Annotated in this window: 12 protein-coding genes; 9 read left to right on the forward strand and 3 right to left on the reverse strand. The window is 36.1% G+C overall.

All coding sequences use genetic code 11. From position 1 onward, the window contains the following. Together ACFIKH_RS03735 and grxC are read left to right on the forward strand one after the other, a co-directional pair. On the forward strand, nt 1-786 hold the full coding sequence (locus ACFIKH_RS03735; RefSeq protein ID WP_375625155.1) for a ComF family protein: 786 nt from the start codon (nt 1-3) through the stop codon (nt 784-786). 47 nt (nt 787-833) lie between these two features. Beyond that, on the forward strand, nt 834-1,088 hold the full coding sequence (gene grxC / locus ACFIKH_RS03740) for a glutaredoxin 3 (RefSeq protein ID WP_273787883.1): 255 nt from the start codon (nt 834-836) through the stop codon (nt 1,086-1,088). 20 nt (nt 1,089-1,108) lie between these two features. Here the strand turns inward: grxC and ubiG are convergent, their stop codons facing one another. Beyond that, nucleotides 1,109-1,852, reverse strand: a complete 744-nt coding sequence (gene ubiG, locus ACFIKH_RS03745) for a bifunctional 2-polyprenyl-6-hydroxyphenol methylase/3-demethylubiquinol 3-O-methyltransferase UbiG (protein WP_375625154.1) — start codon at nt 1,850-1,852, stop codon at nt 1,109-1,111. A 189-nt stretch (nt 1,853-2,041) separates the two neighbouring features. Here ubiG and ACFIKH_RS03750 point away from each other — a divergent pair, with 189 nt between their 5' ends. Next, a complete protein-coding gene (locus ACFIKH_RS03750; RefSeq protein ID WP_375625153.1) occupies nt 2,042-3,298 on the forward strand; it encodes an aspartate kinase in 1,257 nt (418 codons plus the stop codon). Nucleotides 3,299-5,801: 2,503 nt separating this feature from the next. Here ACFIKH_RS03750 and nhaA read toward each other — a convergent pair. Beyond that, nucleotides 5,802-7,160, reverse strand: a complete 1,359-nt coding sequence (nhaA, locus tag ACFIKH_RS03755) for a Na+/H+ antiporter NhaA (protein ID WP_375625667.1) — start codon at nt 7,158-7,160, stop codon at nt 5,802-5,804. A 147-nt stretch (nt 7,161-7,307) separates the two neighbouring features. Next, a complete protein-coding gene (locus ACFIKH_RS03760; protein WP_375671040.1) occupies nt 7,308-9,014 on the reverse strand; it encodes a hypothetical protein in 1,707 nt (568 codons plus the stop codon). A 354-nt stretch (nt 9,015-9,368) separates the two neighbouring features. On the opposite strand from ACFIKH_RS03760, the gene ACFIKH_RS03765 reads away from it, so the two are divergent. From ACFIKH_RS03765 to ACFIKH_RS03790, 6 genes are all read left to right on the forward strand, one after another. Further along, a complete protein-coding gene (locus tag ACFIKH_RS03765; protein ID WP_375625671.1) occupies nt 9,369-11,141 on the forward strand; it encodes an SLC13 family permease in 1,773 nt (590 codons plus the stop codon). 584 nt (nt 11,142-11,725) lie between these two features. Beyond that, a complete protein-coding gene (locus ACFIKH_RS03770; RefSeq protein WP_375625149.1) occupies nt 11,726-12,397 on the forward strand; it encodes a tetratricopeptide repeat protein in 672 nt (223 codons plus the stop codon). Between the two features lie 4 nt (nt 12,398-12,401). Then, a complete protein-coding gene (gene der, locus ACFIKH_RS03775; protein WP_375651589.1) occupies nt 12,402-13,826 on the forward strand; it encodes a ribosome biogenesis GTPase Der in 1,425 nt (474 codons plus the stop codon). 1,068 nt (nt 13,827-14,894) lie between these two features. After that, nucleotides 14,895-15,329: an AtpZ/AtpI family protein gene (locus tag ACFIKH_RS03780; RefSeq protein ID WP_375625147.1), complete on the forward strand. Its 435-nt coding sequence runs from the start codon at nt 14,895-14,897 to the stop codon at nt 15,327-15,329. Nucleotides 15,330-15,336: 7 nt separating this feature from the next. After that, on the forward strand, nt 15,337-16,095 hold the full coding sequence (locus ACFIKH_RS03785; protein ID WP_375625192.1) for a F0F1 ATP synthase subunit A: 759 nt from the start codon (nt 15,337-15,339) through the stop codon (nt 16,093-16,095). A 54-nt stretch (nt 16,096-16,149) separates the two neighbouring features. Further along, entirely contained in the window at nt 16,150-16,380 is a 231-nt protein-coding gene (locus ACFIKH_RS03790; RefSeq protein ID WP_005773968.1) for a F0F1 ATP synthase subunit C, read from the forward strand. The last annotated feature ends 81 nt before the right edge of the window (nt 16,381-16,461 follow it).

A 16,461-nucleotide genomic window follows, 5' to 3' on the forward strand; every position in this document is an offset into this window, starting at 1 on the left:
ATGTTGTATTTTCGAGAAGCGGCGTTAAGTAGTGGGGATATACTAAGTAAGTTCATTGAACGCTTGAAAACTGTGCTTTATCCACCAATTTGTCCTGGATGTAAGCAAAATGTTTCTACTTATGGCACGATTTGCTCCGAATGTTGGAAAGACCTTCAATTTATCACAAAACCTTATTGTCCTGTTATGGGGACTCCCTTTGTTTGTGATATGGGGGATGGTTTTCTTAGTGGTGAAGCACTCCGTAATACTCATCCTTTTTCACGTGTTCGCTCAGTCATTGTTCATAAAGGGCTTGCACGAACTTTAGTAACGCGCTTAAAATATGGTGATCATATAGAATTGGCATCATTTATGGCCAATTGGATGATGTTTGCTGGACGCGAGGTTATTGATGATTGTGATGTTATTATTCCCATTCCATTGCATTTTCGTCGTTTTTGGGAGAGGCGTTATAATCAATCTGCTGAGCTTGCACGTTATATTGCGGCATCACAAAAAAAGCTTTTAAAACCGAGTTGGCTTGTTCGTTGCCGGCATACCCGTCCGCAGGTTAGTCTTTCTTCAAGAGAGAGAAAACTTAACGTAAAAAATGCTTTTAAGGTTTCGCATAAGGTTAAAAAATATCTCAAAGGATGTTCTGTTTTGCTGATTGATGATGTATTTACAACGGGTGCAACAGTTACAGCAGCAGCTGCTGCATTAAAATATGCAGGTGCACGGCAGGTTGATGTGCTAACATTTTCGCGTGTTCTCAAAGAAGATTCTATTTTTCCCTCCTCGTAAGAGGAATTTAAAGTGAATATTATTAAAAAATATTGGAGGATAATACTATGAAAGAGATAATAATTTATACACGCCCTAACTGCCCTTATTGCACAAAAGCACGTGATTTGCTTAATAAAAAAGGCGTAAAGTATACAGATATTGATGCTTCCACATCCCTTCGCCAAGAAATGGTACAGCGTGCAAATGGACGTAATACATTTCCACAAATTTTTATAGGTGATTATCACGTTGGCGGTTGTGATGATCTTTATGCTTTAGAGGCTGAGGGAAAGCTCAATTCTTTATTACAAGGCGTATAATATTTGTAAATTACATATCCTTAAGACCGTTTTGCGAGAAGGAGATAGTTAACGCTCATGTCTTTTGAGCGATTCCAGCTGTCATTTAATGGGTTATAAGTAATACCTATCTCATCAATGACAGTCAGAGCGTTTTTTGATAAGAAATTTTTAAGTTCTAGAGGTTTTAGGAATTTTTTATAATCATGTGTTCCTTTAGGAAGCCAACGTAGAATATATTCAGCACCTACAATAGCAAGCCCCCATGATTTCCACGTGCGGTTGAGTGTTGAGACAAACATTAACCCTTGTGGTTTCAACATTTTTGCTGTAGCTGCTATGAAGAGATTAACATCAGCGACATGTTCAACAACTTCCATATTAAGGATAATATCAAACTTTTCTCCTTCATTGGCAAGAGCTTCTGCTGTCATCGTGCGGTAATCAATGGAAAGATCATTTTGAGCTGCATGGGTTTTTGCGACTTCAATATTTGTTTGTGCAGCATCAACGCCTACAACCATAGCACCAAGACGTGCCATTGGTTCAGATAACAAGCCTCCTCCACAGCCAATATCAAGAATTTTCAAATTGTCAAAGGGCGTAAATGAACAAGGGTCACGATTAAACTCTAAACAAATTTTTTCTCTGATGTAAGCAAGGCGCGTTGGGTTAAATTGGTGAAGAGGTCGAAATTTTCCTTGTGGATTCCACCATTCTGTAGCAATACGTGAAAAATGATCAATTTCACTTTGATCAATAGTTGTTTGTGTTTCATCTATCATGTTGCCTGCCTTTTATTTTTAATGATCAAGTCCAGTAGATTTTATACAAAGTCAAGAGAAATTAATATAATCATAATGAAACTTGCACAAATGATAGATATTCGCTATGTCGAGAAAATGGTTAGTTGATACAGCATCTAATTCTCATTACCGTTTGAGATAAGAGATGTAAAGGTAAGAGTGTTATTAATGGCGCGCATTGTCATGAAATTCGGTGGAACATCTGTAGCAAATATTGAATGTATTCATAATGTTGCACGGCATGTCAAAAGAGAGATTGATGCAGGCAATGAGGTTGCAGTTGTCGTATCTGCGATGGCTGGTAAAACCAATGAGCTTGTTCAGTGGACGTGTGATGCTTCCTCCAAGCATAGAGATGCTCGTGAATATGATGTTGTGGTTGCTTCTGGTGAACAGGTTACTTCAGGTTTGTTGGCTTTGACACTTCAAGAAATGGGTGTGAATGCACGTTCATGGCTTGGTTGGCAAATTCCCATTCATACAGACAATGCGCATGGACGTGCACGTATTACTGATATTGATGGATCTTTTTTAATCGAGTGTTTTCAGGAAGGTCAGGTTGCTGTTATTGCTGGTTTTCAAGGGTTAGCTCCAGATAACCGGATTTCTACCTTAGGGCGTGGGGGATCAGATACAAGTGCTGTTGCTATAGCCGCGGCTGTACAAGCTGATCGCTGTGATATTTATACGGATGTAGATGGTGTTTATACAACGGATCCACGTATAGAACCGAAAGCGCGTCGTTTACCAAAAGTAGCTTTTGAAGAAATGCTGGAAATGGCTTCTCTTGGTGCAAAGGTTTTACAGGTTCGTTCTGTTGAATTGGCAATGGTTCATAAGGTTCGTACCTTTGTGCGTTCAAGTTTTGAGGATCCTGATGCGTTAGGCATGGAGGATCCAAAGAGTTCTTCTGGAACACTTATTTGCGATGAGGATGAAATCGTGGAACAACAAAATGTTACTGGTATTGCTTTTGCTAAGGATGAAGCGCAAATTTCCCTTCGTCGGCTTGCCGATCGTCCAGGGATTTCGGCAGCAATTTTTGGTCCCTTGGCTGAAGAGCGCATTAATGTTGATATGATTGTGCAAAATATTTCTGAAGATGGCTCAAAAACGGATATGACTTTTACTGTACCATCATCAGATGTAGAAAAAGCTGTTGCACTTCTTGAGAAGAATCGCAAAGAAATTGGATTTGATGTTCTCCAATTTGAAAGTGATCTTGCCAAGGTATCTGTGATTGGTATTGGAATGCGTAGCCATGCAGGTGTTGCCGCTACAGCATTTAAGGCTTTGGCTGAAAAGGGTATTAACATTCAAGCAATTACGACCTCAGAAATTAAAATTTCTATTTTGATTGATAGTGCTTACACTGAACTTGCGGTTAGAACATTACATGCTGTTTATGCACTTGATAAGGGATAAGCATTTTTTAGTTTCAATAACATAAAGCTTTAATATATATTAATAATTTTTGTTAAGGATAATTTATATTTTTAACTTAAATAGAATATTTAATACAGCAAAACTCTCTTATTTTAAACTTGTTCATGATGAATTTAAAAATGGTTGCTTATACATTACAAGAGAAAGATGTTTGGATAAAACTGTTTAAGAATGGATATAAAATATGCCGTTTATAAACGTTTTAGAGCCTATAGATAGGGATGGAGAAGTCTTTACAATAAGCTTTAATAGAAGAAGGAATAATGCACTGCGTTTATTCAAAGGATGCATGTTGCATGAGGGACAGCCTCGTGAATACAGATTTAATGTTATAAATCTTAGAGAAATTTGAGCTTATTGGATTAGTGACGGCATTACTAAAAATAGAATTGAAGATGTATTTTCTAGAGATATTTAGCTTGTCTCAAATGGTTGTTTATGGCTTTATATATATCTTGTAAATTTAATTTTTTCTGTATTATGAGGCAATAAAAAATATATCTCTATAGACAATATTTATGTTGCGCTATAAGTTATAAAATTACTATATCTTATGCGTTTGTGGCTTATAGAGCTCTTCAGAAGCACTTTTCATAAAATCATGTAACGATAGATCAAAATTAAATGATAATGTTATAGCGTGTTGCTTTCATTACTTAAATTTTTTCTTATGTCTATTTGTCTTTTTTTGAATTATGATTAAGATTTTTAGAGTTTTCGATACCTCCGTATATTCTTTAGGTTAACTTTCTTCTCTTAACTACTCTATTACAAGTATTTTCTTTGTCATACTGCCAATTACGCATGAAATACATTCTTTCATTTATGCCGTATATCGTGCTAGTTTCTTATCATGTTTACATATTTTTCAAATGGTTGTTTTTGTAAGTGAAACTCTTCTTGTAAGAAATATAGCCATTTTTATTATTCTTATTTTGTTAAATATTTTTCCCACAATTTGTTTTTATTCAGTATATGAATGCGAAACGTATTCTCTTGTTTTGTAATTACTTTTTAATAGCATAATGCATTCGAATGGGGATATCCATTTGAAGTGAATATAAGATATGTTATCAAAGTGCAGTAATTAATACGTTTATTCCCAATAAAGATATTTTTATAAATATTATTTTACTCTTATTATATTTAATGTAGCGTTGTATAATTCGAAAGTCTCGGAAATATTGTTTTTTAAATTATCTGTAAAGAGTATTTTATGGTATCAAGAAATATAGAGCTAACTCCGTAAACAAAAAGAAAATAAATATCAACTAAGAGCGGGAAAAGGGGAGAGCAGCGGTATATACGCTCTATTTTTCTCCTGATCGTATGTTTTAGAATAGTCTAAATGACTAATTTTTTCCCGCGAGTTAATTACGTAAACGAGAGTGCTCCCTATGGAAGCATGCTTCAAGTTTAATTTTTTCATGGAGTGAGACAAGCGATGTGTTTATGATAAAAAACGAGGATATTTTTCCACTCCATTGTCAATCGAGTAGTGATTTTATAACGTTGTTATTCCAAATAAATCTTTTGTTTTTTGTTACCTGTATCAATATCTAATGTCAGCGTAGATGCATGTTGGACGATATATATTGAGACGAATAAGGGGACTACGAGCAACTCCTGTTTTTGTATGCCAGATAGGAACAAGGATGTTGCGTATACTTGTTGGGGGAATCTCTGAAATGGAGATAAAAGCTAATTGGGGGAGAATATAAAGCCATAAAAGTGAAAACCAGTTTCCATTTTACAATTTCCTTTTAATTCTGCTTTACAACTTTCAAAGGTATTGACAGAAATATCTTTTAAATAATGGATATTACATATTGGTTCACGTTTTTGTTTATTACGTTAAATAAATCGTATATGCCTTTCACGTAAAACAAAAACGCTATTATATTGCCAATTTACGCGCTTGTTTTAAAGAAATATTTTTACCAAAAATAATGTGCCTTTTAAGAAGATAAAAATTAAAGTTGTTTAAAATACCAGCAATAAAATCAGTAACGAGAAGGGTGGTTTATTGGGAAAAATAAGCCATGGAATTACTTAACTGATTACGGAATTTTGTTTATTCTTATCTGTTTCTTATAATTTAACATAAGATATTGATTTATAACAATTAAATTTTTATTTATAGTGAATAATTTTTCCGACGAAAGGCAGCTTCTCTGAAACCACGAAGCCTTTTATATTGAAACAATTAAAATCATTCCTGTGTATATCACGAGTGGAGTTGGTGTATGAATAAAAGATTATTGAAGAAAGGAATAAAAATATTTCTTATGAATCTTCTTAAGTGTCAAAGGTATTGCGACATTAGAGGTTAGTAAATAGTATGATGATGTTAAATTTCTCCTTCATAAGTGTAAAGATGAGGTGAGACAACGGATTTCACATTAAATATTGTCCGAATCCAACAAATGAGCAAAATTACTTTTTAAAAGTTTTGCATAAAAATGTATTTTCAATTAGCTCGTCAGGAGCTACGGGAAATTCCTTTATTGCGCTTAATATAAATAAATCCATATCCCAGACCGATAAGAGCAGATAAACCAGAGCCACAAAGGACCCCAATTTTTGCAGCATCAAGCAGAACAATATCTTTAAAAGCGAGCATTGAAACAAAGATAGACATTGTAAAGCCAATTCCTGCTAAAAAACCAATGAGTAAAACGCCTGTCCATGTCATATGAGGGGGTAGGCGGCATAGCCCTGATTTTACGGCTATATAACTGGCTGTGATAATACCAAGAGGCTTACCAACGAAAAGACCAATGACAACACCCAAAACAATCAAGAATGATTTGTCAGAAGAAAGATCAAAGTTTGCAAAACTTACTCCTGCATTTGCGAAGGCAAAGATTGGCATGATACCGTATGCAACCCATGGATGCAACGCTTTTTGAACGCGTGTTACTGGAGCAATCATGGCCCGTTGTCCTTTGCGCATTTTTTTCAATGCGGTTGAAATATGATGCAGATCTGTTTTTGTATTTTTTTCTTGAAGAATTTGCATAGCGTTACTGAGCATGGTGAGTGGCGCTACAAGAGTACGGGTAGGAAGAACGGGAGTCATCATCCCTAAGATTACACCAGCAAGTGATGGGTGAACACCTGTTACCATTAAACCCCACCAAATGATTGCACCAGGTAAAATGTAAAGCCATGCTGATGCAAGCCCGATCCACTGAAAAAATAGCACTAAAGTAATACCTGCTCCTGCAATCATTAAACCGCTAGGATCAATGTTTGTTGAGTAGAAAAAAGCAATAATAAGAACAGCGATAATATCATCAATAATCGCTAATGATAGAAGAATAATATGAAGATTAGAAGGAATTTTTTTTCCAAGAAGAGCAAGAATACCTAGAGCAAAGGCAATATCTGTTGCTGTTGGCACAGCCCAACCGCGTATATGCCCCTCGTTAAAGTTGAAGATAAAGTAAATAATTGCGGGAACACAAACGCCTCCTATTGCGGCAACAATTGGTAAGATTGCCTGTTTAAAATCGGCAAGAGCACCTTCATGAATTTCGCGTCGAATTTCCATTCCTGCGACGAGAAAGAAAATAGTCATAAGAGCATCATTAACCCAGAAATGTAAATCCCATGAAAGAGTGAAATGACCCAAATTAAAGCCAAGAGGTGTATGCCAAAAAGATTCATAGAAAGCAGCATATTTAGAATTGGCAAAAATAAGTGCAGCAGCAGCAGCTAATAAAAGAACAATACCACTAAGAGCTTCAATATGGAGAAAACGCTCGATCGCAGAAAGCGCTTGATTGGTGACACGAGAAGCGCGATTAGGCAGGCGATTTGAAGATAAATCAGACATGAACAACTCCAAGCATCGACAATTTTAGGATTCTATATTCTCTGTGTAAATGACTTTATATGATACCTTCTGTATCATATAAAAGCAAAAAGAGGAATAAAGTTCTTAATTTATAGACAAGATCATCATATTTAAAGCACAAAATGTTTAAGGTGATGCTTCATTTTTAATAGTGAGATGTACTTTGTTTAAAGCCTTGGATAGATCATTTTGTAGAGCTGATTCGAGATCAACCATTGTGAGCCCTTTATTATCTTTTGCTTTAATTTTAACAATCAATGTTTGTGGATTTTTAGCAAATTCCCCTAAGGATTTTGAAATTTTTTCTGCTTCGTCATGATTTTTTAGCAGCATTTTTGGGGTCTGCGTCATCATTAGATAGAAATCGTCATAGAGTTCCTTTTTAAGATCATGTTGGCTGTCATTAAGATTTTGCGCAAGATAAGAAAAAAGCTTATCAATGAAACCTGCATCCCTATATTGCACATCAATTTCATTGATGCCAAAGTCTTGAGAAGCAGCAATCATTACATTTTGCTGACCAGAAAAAAGCTTTTCATCAACATCAATAACCTTAGCCGATATGTTACCAGATCCAACGTCTTTCATATTGAAAGACATTGCATCAAGAAGGAGCATACGTTTTTTTTCATCGTAAGAAATATCAATTTTTCCTGAAATGTCAAAGCGCTCAAAGTTCAGATTTTTGAAGAACTCTAAGTCTTTTTCATTCATTTTTTTAGGTAGAACGGAAAGGTTATTGAGAGAAAGAAAAAGCTTTTTTGGGATAGGTTGTTTCCACAAGGTTGGTTTAAATTGGAGTGATTCGAGTGTTGCTTTCAACTGCGGTATATCAACGGTGACATTATCAACTTTGGCATCCGCTGAGGTAATGGCGAGCAGTATGTTTAGAAGAAGACCTTTTTGTGCTATTTTTTCAGCGATTTTATTATTCTCTTTTCTTGCATTAAGATAAGCTTTGATTAATTTTTCAGGAGTTTGTTCAAGCGGCTTCATTTTTAAACCAGATGTTTTAAACTGTCCGAGGAAGAAAGAACTACTTTTTCCCGCTTCTTCAAACACATCGATACTCACATTATTCAGAGAAATGGGGCCAGTAACGGCTTTATCTTGGTTAAGAGCGTTGTTTTTTCCAAAAATGATAGAATAGGCATAGTTGATGTCGATATCATGAGCTTTTATTGTATCACTTTTAGCCATAAGCTGCATCTGTTTGGCACCATTTACTGCAACTGTTTTAAGATCCATATTTTTAATACTAACTGAACGGATATGGCCATTTTTAAAATCAGAAAGCTGGAAATTCTTGACTTCAACCGTTTCTATTCGGTTATTTTTATTTTCTATAGAAAGTTGTATATTGGGAGCAATAATTGAGGAAAGCTCAATACGCATCATTGATTGTAAAAGCCGTGATGTTATCGTTCTATCTTTTTCTTTTAAGGATACACTCCGAAGAGAAATTTGGGGAATTTGCACATGAATATTATTATGCTTTAAATCAACATTATAAAATGTAAAAGTTCCGGGAATAAAGGAAAGGGGAGGACGGGCAGAAATGGCACCAATTCTAAGTGATGTACCAGCTGGGACGGGTAATGTCACATTCTTCAAATTGACTCTACCTAGAATGCTTACTTCAGATGTTAGGGCTTTTATACCACGACGGGCTATTTCTTGTTTTACAAAACTGTCAAGATAGGGTTTTGCGATATAAAATCCACCAACAATTATAATTGCCAAGATAGCAACAAATCCAATAATACAAGTGAGCCAATATCTGAGGTTACTTTGATACCCACTATTAAGATTGACCATTCTTTCTTCTTTCATTTTTATCACTCTTTGAATTGAGAGTGAAGATAAATTCTTTTAAGCAACGACAAAGGTTTAAATATAGCGTGTACCAGTTTCAACAATTATCTACTCTCTATATTAGAGTTATTCTCATCTTTTTTGCAATATAGCTTGATCAACTTTTATCAATTTTCTTTGAGTTTAGCACTTTATAGAAAAGAACGCATAATAAGGAGAGGTAAGTTTATGCGCATCATAATTTTTTATCACTTTAAGATTATCCTAAAATATTCCGATGTCTGCTTTTATCTTGCTGCTGTTTATAGGAATATTTAAAACATAAAAGATATGTTTTTGTACATTATAATTTAATGGGGAGAGGTGAGTGTTATGACAGAAAATCAAATAATGGCTTTTTCGATCATTGGTCTCATGATGGTTGTTTTTATTTGGGATCGATTTCGTTATGATCTTGTTGCTATTTGTACGTTATTAATAGCTTGTGCTCTTGGTCTTGTCAGTCCGAAGGAAGCTTTTGGCGGTTTTAGTAATGATATTGTTATTATCGTGGGGAGTGTGTTTGTTGTCAGTACGGCCGTATCGCGCTCTGGTATAATGGAATTTATTATTCAACGGATATGGCCAGACGTGAAATCTGTGCGTCTTCAATTAGCTTTTTTAGTTCTTTCTGTTGTCGTATTATCAATGTTTGTTAAAAACATTGGTGCTTTGGCGATTATGCTTCCGATAGCTTTTCAGTTTGCACGTCGTTCTCAGGTTTCTCCTTCTGTCTTTTTGATGCCCATGGCCTTTGGTTCTTTGTTGGGGGGGCTTATGACACAGATAGGAACATCTCCCAATGTTGTTATTTCAGCGATGCAAGAACGTTTAGCAGGAACACCTTTTACTATGTTTGATTTTACACCAGTTGGTGCGGTTATTGCGACGGCTGGTGTTGTATATTTGGTCTGTTTTTATTGGCTTTTGCCTGTGCGTGTGCGTTCAGGTGCATCATTTGATGATGCCATTGATATTCGTAATTATGTTGCAGAAGTGCATATTCCAATAAATTCACCGATTATAGGGAAAAATATTGTTGATTTGGTTAAGCCATCAAGTGGTGACGTTATGGTGATTCAAATCATCCGAAACAAAGTATCTATTTCGCCATTACCAGATTTTGTTTTGTCTGAAAATGATATTATTTTGCTGGAAGGGTCGCATACAGGGTTAGATAGCGTGATGAACTCTGCTCGTTTAGAGTTTTCTAAAGGGCGAACTATCGCTGCAGGTGATAAGGACAGTGACATTGATATTATTGAAGCAGTCATTACCCATAATTCACCTCTTATTGGTATTAGTGCGAAAGAGTTTTCTCTATTTGATCGCTATAATGTAAATTTGCTTGCGTTAAGTCGTCAACATGAAAGGGTGCGGGGAAGACTCGATGATATTATTTTTCATCTTGGCGATGTGATTGTTTTGCAAGGACAGGATGCAGTTATTCCAAATTTATTAAGAGAATTGAAATGCTTGCCCCTAGCAAAACGAAATATTGTGTTTGGAAATTTACGACATGGTTTCATCTCTTTAGCTGTTTTATTTATAGCCATTATTTTTACAGCTTTTCATATTGTTCCAGTTGCTTTTTCTTTCTTTTCTGCTGCTGCTGCAATGGTTATCTTTCGCGTTTTGCCTGCGCGTGATCTGTATCAGGCATTAGATGGCCCAATATTGGTACTATTAGCGGCTCTTATTCCAGTGAGTGAAGCGTTAGAGAAAACAGGATGTACAGATCTCATTGGTCAATGGCTGAGCCAATTGGCAATATTTTTTCCGCCATCTGGTGCCTTAGCACTTATGTTGGTGACAGCTATGTTGGTCACGCCATTTTTGAATAATGCAGCAACAGTGATGATGGTAGCACCAATTGCGTCAAGTTTTGCTCATTCCCTTCATTATAAGCCTGAAGCTTTTTTGATGGCTGTTGCAATTGGTGCAGGCTGTGAGTTTCTTACACCTATTGGACATCAAAGTAATATGCTCGTGATGGCACCAGGAGGATATCGTTTTAGTGATTATCCACGTTTGGGTGCTCCATTGGCGGTGTTGATCGTTATTATTGCTGTTCCAATGCTTATGTGGGTTTGGCCCTTACAATAGGATATTTTTAGAAACTTTAAGGATCAATTACAAAAGGTTGTTAATCGTATGAAGATAAGTTGAAGGGATACATTTTGTATAAAGAGCTTTAACTGAAGATTTGAAATTATACCACACTTTATTATGGCACTTCGGTATTTTTGATACAGATAAGATTTATCTATTTGGTTTTAGTAGGTATTCGTGGAAATTTATTTTTTGTTCAAGTTTTTAAAAGAATTGTCTTTTCTATTATAATTCTATAATCCAATACTATCAACGATTGCGTTGAAGACTTTAAAAGATTATCTCTCTATATAATGTGGAGAAAATCCGCTTGAGATGATAGGCAATCATGATAAATATTAAAACAGTGAATTTTTTATAAGACTCAAGACAATATATGTAAAAGCTGTAATGTGAACAAACAGGGCGTTTACATCATTTTCGATTAAGACTGTTGCAAAAATCCGATTTATTTGGCTACATGTTGATTTAAAATAAATAAACGAGCAATTTAAATATTTTTAGTTAATTAGGACTACCATCTTGGTCCATTTATGCGTAAAAGCACAGATAAAGTAACTTTTTTCAAGGTATGATATATGTCGTATGATAGTTTTATTGCTGAAGTGAATGCAGAATTTCGTCAGGAAAAGGCGCTTGCTTTTTGGAGACGGTATGGTTTTTCAATTATTGGAGCAGCTATTCTTTTTATACTCATGATAGTTGCTTATCAAATTTACCATTATCAGCAAATAAAGAAAGCCGGTTATATTGGTGATGCATTTGTAAAAAGTCTTGATTTTGCGGATACACGTCATTTTGATAAAGCGATAAAGCAATTAGAAACTGTTAAAACCTCTCATTTTGGAGGGTATCCTTTTCTTGCTCGTTTACGTGAGGCTTCTTTACTCATGGAGAAGGGTGACATTATTAAGTCAGTGGAGATCTTTGATTCTGTTGCAGCGGATGAGAAAGCACCAGAGATTTTGCAGAAAGTTGCAAAAATTCGGGCGGCTTATATCCTAGTTGATACAGGGACGTTAGCTGATGTTGAAAAGCGTATCAAAGATATGACAAGTGATACCGATCCTATGCATATGTCTGCAAGAGAGGCTTTAGGTTTAGCTGCTTATAAGGCGGATAAAATGGATGAGGCGGTTTATTATTTTAAGAAAATTTCTGAAAAAGGTGCTTCGGGTTCAAAAATAACAGATCGGGCTCGAATAATGCTTGAGCTGATACAAGCTGAGGGCAAGGCAAATAAGGAATAAATCGATGAGCCTTACCATTGCTATCGTTGGTCGTCCTAATGTTGGGAAGTCAACACTATTTAATCGTTTGGTTGGGCAAAAATTGGCTTTGGTTGATGATAAGCCTGGTGTAACACGTGATCGACGTATTCATGCGGCAAAACTTCAAGATCTACGTTTTGATGTGATTGATACAGCTGGGCTGGAAGAAGCAGGTGATCATACACTTGAGGGGCGAATGCGTTCTCATACAAAAGCTGCGATTGATGAAGCGGATCTTATTTTATTTGTATTTGATGCAAAGAGCGGGATAACACCAAGTGATTTAAATTTTGCTTCATTGGTTCGCAAATCAGGAAAGCCAATTGTGCTTGTTGCTAATAAGTCTGAGTCAAGAGCGGCAACAGGAGGAGAGTATGAGGCGTGGTCATTAGGTTTGGGGGAGCCGTGCCCAATATCGGCTGAACATGGTTTGGGACTTAGTGATCTGCGTGATGCAATTATAGATGCTGTGGGGTCAGAGCATGCTTTTGGCAACAACAAAGAAGAAGATATTACGATACAGCCTGCATCTGTTGGTGATGATGTAAACGATTTGGAAGAAGAGGAGCTTATTTACGATGAAAGTAAGCCCATTAGGATTGCAATTGCGGGGCGTCCAAATACAGGAAAATCGACTCTTATCAATAGTATGTTGAAACAAGAGCGCTTGTTAACAGGACCAGAAGCAGGACTTACGCGTGATTCTATTTCTGTAGATTGGGAATGGCGTGGTCGTCATATTAAACTTTTTGATACTGCAGGTTTACGTCGAAAATCGAAAATTCAGGAAAAATTAGAAAAATTATCTGTTGCAGATACTTTGCGTGCTATTCGTTTTGCAGAAGTGGTGGTCATTGTTTTTGATGCAACGATACCTTTTGAAAAGCAGGATTTACAAATTGCTGATCTTGTGATTCGTGAAGGGCGTGTTCCAGTTATTGCTTTCAATAAGTGGGACCTTATTGAAAATAGTCAGACCACATTGATTGATTTGCATGAAAAATGTGCGCGATTTCTTCCTCAAGTTCGTGGTTTGAGAGCTGTTCCTTTATCAGGACAATATGGTCAAGGGATCGATAAACTGATGGAAAATGTCATGATGATGCACCGTGTATGGAATCGTCGCATTTCGACGGCTAAATTGAACCAATGGCTTGGAACTGTTGTGGCTCATCATCCACCTCCTGCGGTTTCTGGACGTCGACTTAAGGTTAAATACATCACACAGGTTAAGACACGTCCTCCTGGATTTATGATTTCTTGCTCGCGCCCCCAAAGTATGCCCCAGTCCTATTTGCGCTATCTTGTCAATGGGTTACGTGAAACATTTGATATGTCTGGTATACCCGTTCGCATATCATTACGAGCCTCTGATAATCCTTTTGCGACACGTTCCAAAAAGAAATGATAACTCTTTAATTTTTTAAGTGAATGAAATCTATACTTAAGAATCTTAAAAATAAGTTTTTTCAATGATCTTTCTTTTCATAAAAGAAAAAATTTTTATTTGCTAAAGTTTTAATTTTATTGATAATCATTTACCATGAGCGCTATTGAATAGAGTTCTCTCATCTTGATAAAGATCATTTATTTGTATGTTATGAGAAGAGTGTGATAGGGAGTATTTAAGAAAGAGTACATCATCCTCTTAATGGGTTATTTAAATGCAAGAATAGATGCAATATGAGGGTAGGGGAATATAGTTATGATGCTCGTTTGAAAAGAAGCATTAAATTATCGCTTCATAAAAATAAAGGCTATGAATAAGCGCTTTTGCTCACAATAGTTTGTTTAAATAAAAAGAAAAAATATTTGCTGAATCTACCGATATTCAATCATAAAGGGCAAAATTCAAAAAAGTGGATTAAAATTGTATAAAGTGGTATGGTGATCTTATTTAAATTTTATTGTGTTCTATTGGCTTGATCTATTTAAAATTTTAGATTTATTAATATCTCGTATTTAAAGAAACCTCTCTTAATACCCTCAAGCTCATTGAGTGATGGGTTCTGTGATGGCATATGTAAAATACTTTGCGAATAGGATCATATAAAAACCATTGATTATTATCATTTTCATAAAATAAAAAGTGCAAGTTTATTTGAATAAAAGGAGCAAAACAACGCTCTCATAATGTTTTTTAGTTTTTTATGTTCTCTTTCAAAACTAGGATTGATATAAAATTTGGAGCCAGAAAATAAGATGGTGTCAGTTTACGCCTTTTGTTAAGTGTAAAAAAGGCTATTCTATGAGTTTTATATTATTCATGGGAGCTGTCGTGAAGTCGGTTTAGGTGCTCAGAATATCTTTTTAAGAAAGCATGTAAATTGAAAAATACGTTATTTATACAATAAAATTTATACGATAATTTGTGATAGATTTTTTTTAGTATCTTGACGAATAAATTCGGGAACAATATGATGCACACGGTTTTATGAAATGCATTCTTACTTTGCTTTTAATTAAGGAGCCAATGATGGCGGTGGGCGAGAGACCCGTTATAAGCCGTAAGGAGGCTGAAGAGGAAAAGCAAGGAGAATGTCTTCATTCAGAGGATTTGGAATGTCGTAGTAGGAACTTAAGCGTAGCTTTAGTGCGCAAGCAGGCATTAAAGAAGCGGGAGCATAAGAATAAGCGGGAAAAATCACAAGGAGGGATGGCAGATGCAATTAAGCTTTCCAGTGAGTTTCTGGCGAGTGTTATAGTTGGTGTTGTTTTGGGGTTGGGGTTTGACAAGTTAGCAGGTTCGTATCCTTGGGGATTGGTATTTTTCCTCTTCTTTGGATTTGCTGCTGGTATAGTGAGTATTCTTCGGTCTGTGGGGTATGTTTCCTCCAGTCAATTGGGAAAAAAAGGCGTATCGCGCCAAGATAAACAAGATAAAGGGGCCAATGAGAGGTCCGATAAATGAGGTTGAAGTGACAGCGCACGCTCCAGATCCTATTCATCAGTTTGAGATTTCAAGGCTGATTAAGATTTCCATAGGAAATATGGATTTATCGTTTACAAATGTATCATTGTTTACAGTCCTCACGGTTGTTATAACTTCTATTTTTCTCTTTATTTCATCATCGAGTCGTGGATTGGTTCCAACGCGGATGCAGTCTCTTTCGGAAATGGCATATGAATTTGTAGCATCGACTCTGCGGGAATCATCTGGTGTGCAGGGAATGCAGTTTTTTCCTTTAGTTTTTTCTCTGTTTACTTTTATTTTGGTTGCTAACTTTATTGGTCTCTTTCCTTATTTTTATACGGTTACGTCTCAAATCATGATCACGTTTTCGTTAGCAATGGTGGTAATTTTGACGGTGATTGGTTATGGCTTTTATAAGCATGGGGTCAGTTTTTTGAAACTGTTCGTTCCCAGTGGAGTTCCTGTTGTGGTTTTGCCTTTGGTGACAATGATTGAGGTTATTTCTTTTCTCTCCCGTCCAATTAGTCTTTCTCTTCGTCTTTTTGCGAATATGCTTGCTGGTCATATTACGCTTAAAGTGTTTTCTGGGTTTGTTGTTTCAATGATTGGGGTAGGACTCGTAGGTGTGGGTGGTTCGATTTTACCGCTTATTATGACTGTAGCAATTACTGCTCTTGAGTTTTTGGTCGCATTTCTTCAGGCTTACGTCTTTACGGTTTTAACTTGTATGTATCTTAATGATGCAATTCATCCAGGACATTAATAGAATTGGCGGTTTTCCGTCGAATAATGCAATTTCGCTTTAAAGGAGAATAACATGGAAATGGTGCTTGCAGCAAAATATATTGGCGCTGGTCTTGCTTGCTTTGGTATGGCTGGAACAGCTTTAGGACTTGGTAATATTTTTGGTAGCTATCTTTCTGGTGCATTACGAAATCCATCAGCGGCAGATAGTCAGTTTGGACGTCTCGTCTTTGGTTTTGCTGTAACAGAAGCTTTGGGAATTTTTTCACTGCTCATTGCTTTACTACTTCTTTTTGGGGTTTAATCATCATCAAAAGGGTATATCTGTTCTTGCACGAGGAAAGGTTTACCCTTTTAGCTCTTAACCAGAGAGAGATGCCAGTCA

The organism is Bartonella sp. SD1336NMGDW, assembly GCF_042193565.1.
GTDB classification, from domain to species: domain Bacteria; phylum Pseudomonadota; class Alphaproteobacteria; order Rhizobiales; family Rhizobiaceae; genus Bartonella; species Bartonella grahamii.

Coding starts and splice junctions, on each gene's coding strand:
- nhaA (WP_375625667.1), bottom strand. CDS start 7,160: ATGTCTGATTTATCTTCAAATCGCCTGCCTAATCGCGCTTCTCGTGTC.
- ACFIKH_RS03765 (WP_375625671.1), top strand. CDS start 9,369: ATGACAGAAAATCAAATAATGGCTTTTTCGATCATTGGTCTCATGATG.
- ACFIKH_RS03790 (WP_005773968.1), top strand. CDS start 16,150: ATGGAAATGGTGCTTGCAGCAAAATATATTGGCGCTGGTCTTGCTTGC.
- ACFIKH_RS03750 (WP_375625153.1), top strand. CDS start 2,042: ATGGCGCGCATTGTCATGAAATTCGGTGGAACATCTGTAGCAAATATT.
- der (WP_375651589.1), top strand. CDS start 12,402: ATGAGCCTTACCATTGCTATCGTTGGTCGTCCTAATGTTGGGAAGTCA.
- grxC (WP_273787883.1), top strand. CDS start 834: ATGAAAGAGATAATAATTTATACACGCCCTAACTGCCCTTATTGCACA.
- ACFIKH_RS03735 (WP_375625155.1), top strand. CDS start 1: ATGTTGTATTTTCGAGAAGCGGCGTTAAGTAGTGGGGATATACTAAGT.
- ACFIKH_RS03760 (WP_375671040.1), bottom strand. CDS start 9,014: ATGAAAGAAGAAAGAATGGTCAATCTTAATAGTGGGTATCAAAGTAAC.
- ACFIKH_RS03780 (WP_375625147.1), top strand. CDS start 14,895: ATGGCGGTGGGCGAGAGACCCGTTATAAGCCGTAAGGAGGCTGAAGAG.
- ACFIKH_RS03770 (WP_375625149.1), top strand. CDS start 11,726: ATGTCGTATGATAGTTTTATTGCTGAAGTGAATGCAGAATTTCGTCAG.
- ubiG (WP_375625154.1), bottom strand. CDS start 1,852: ATGATAGATGAAACACAAACAACTATTGATCAAAGTGAAATTGATCAT.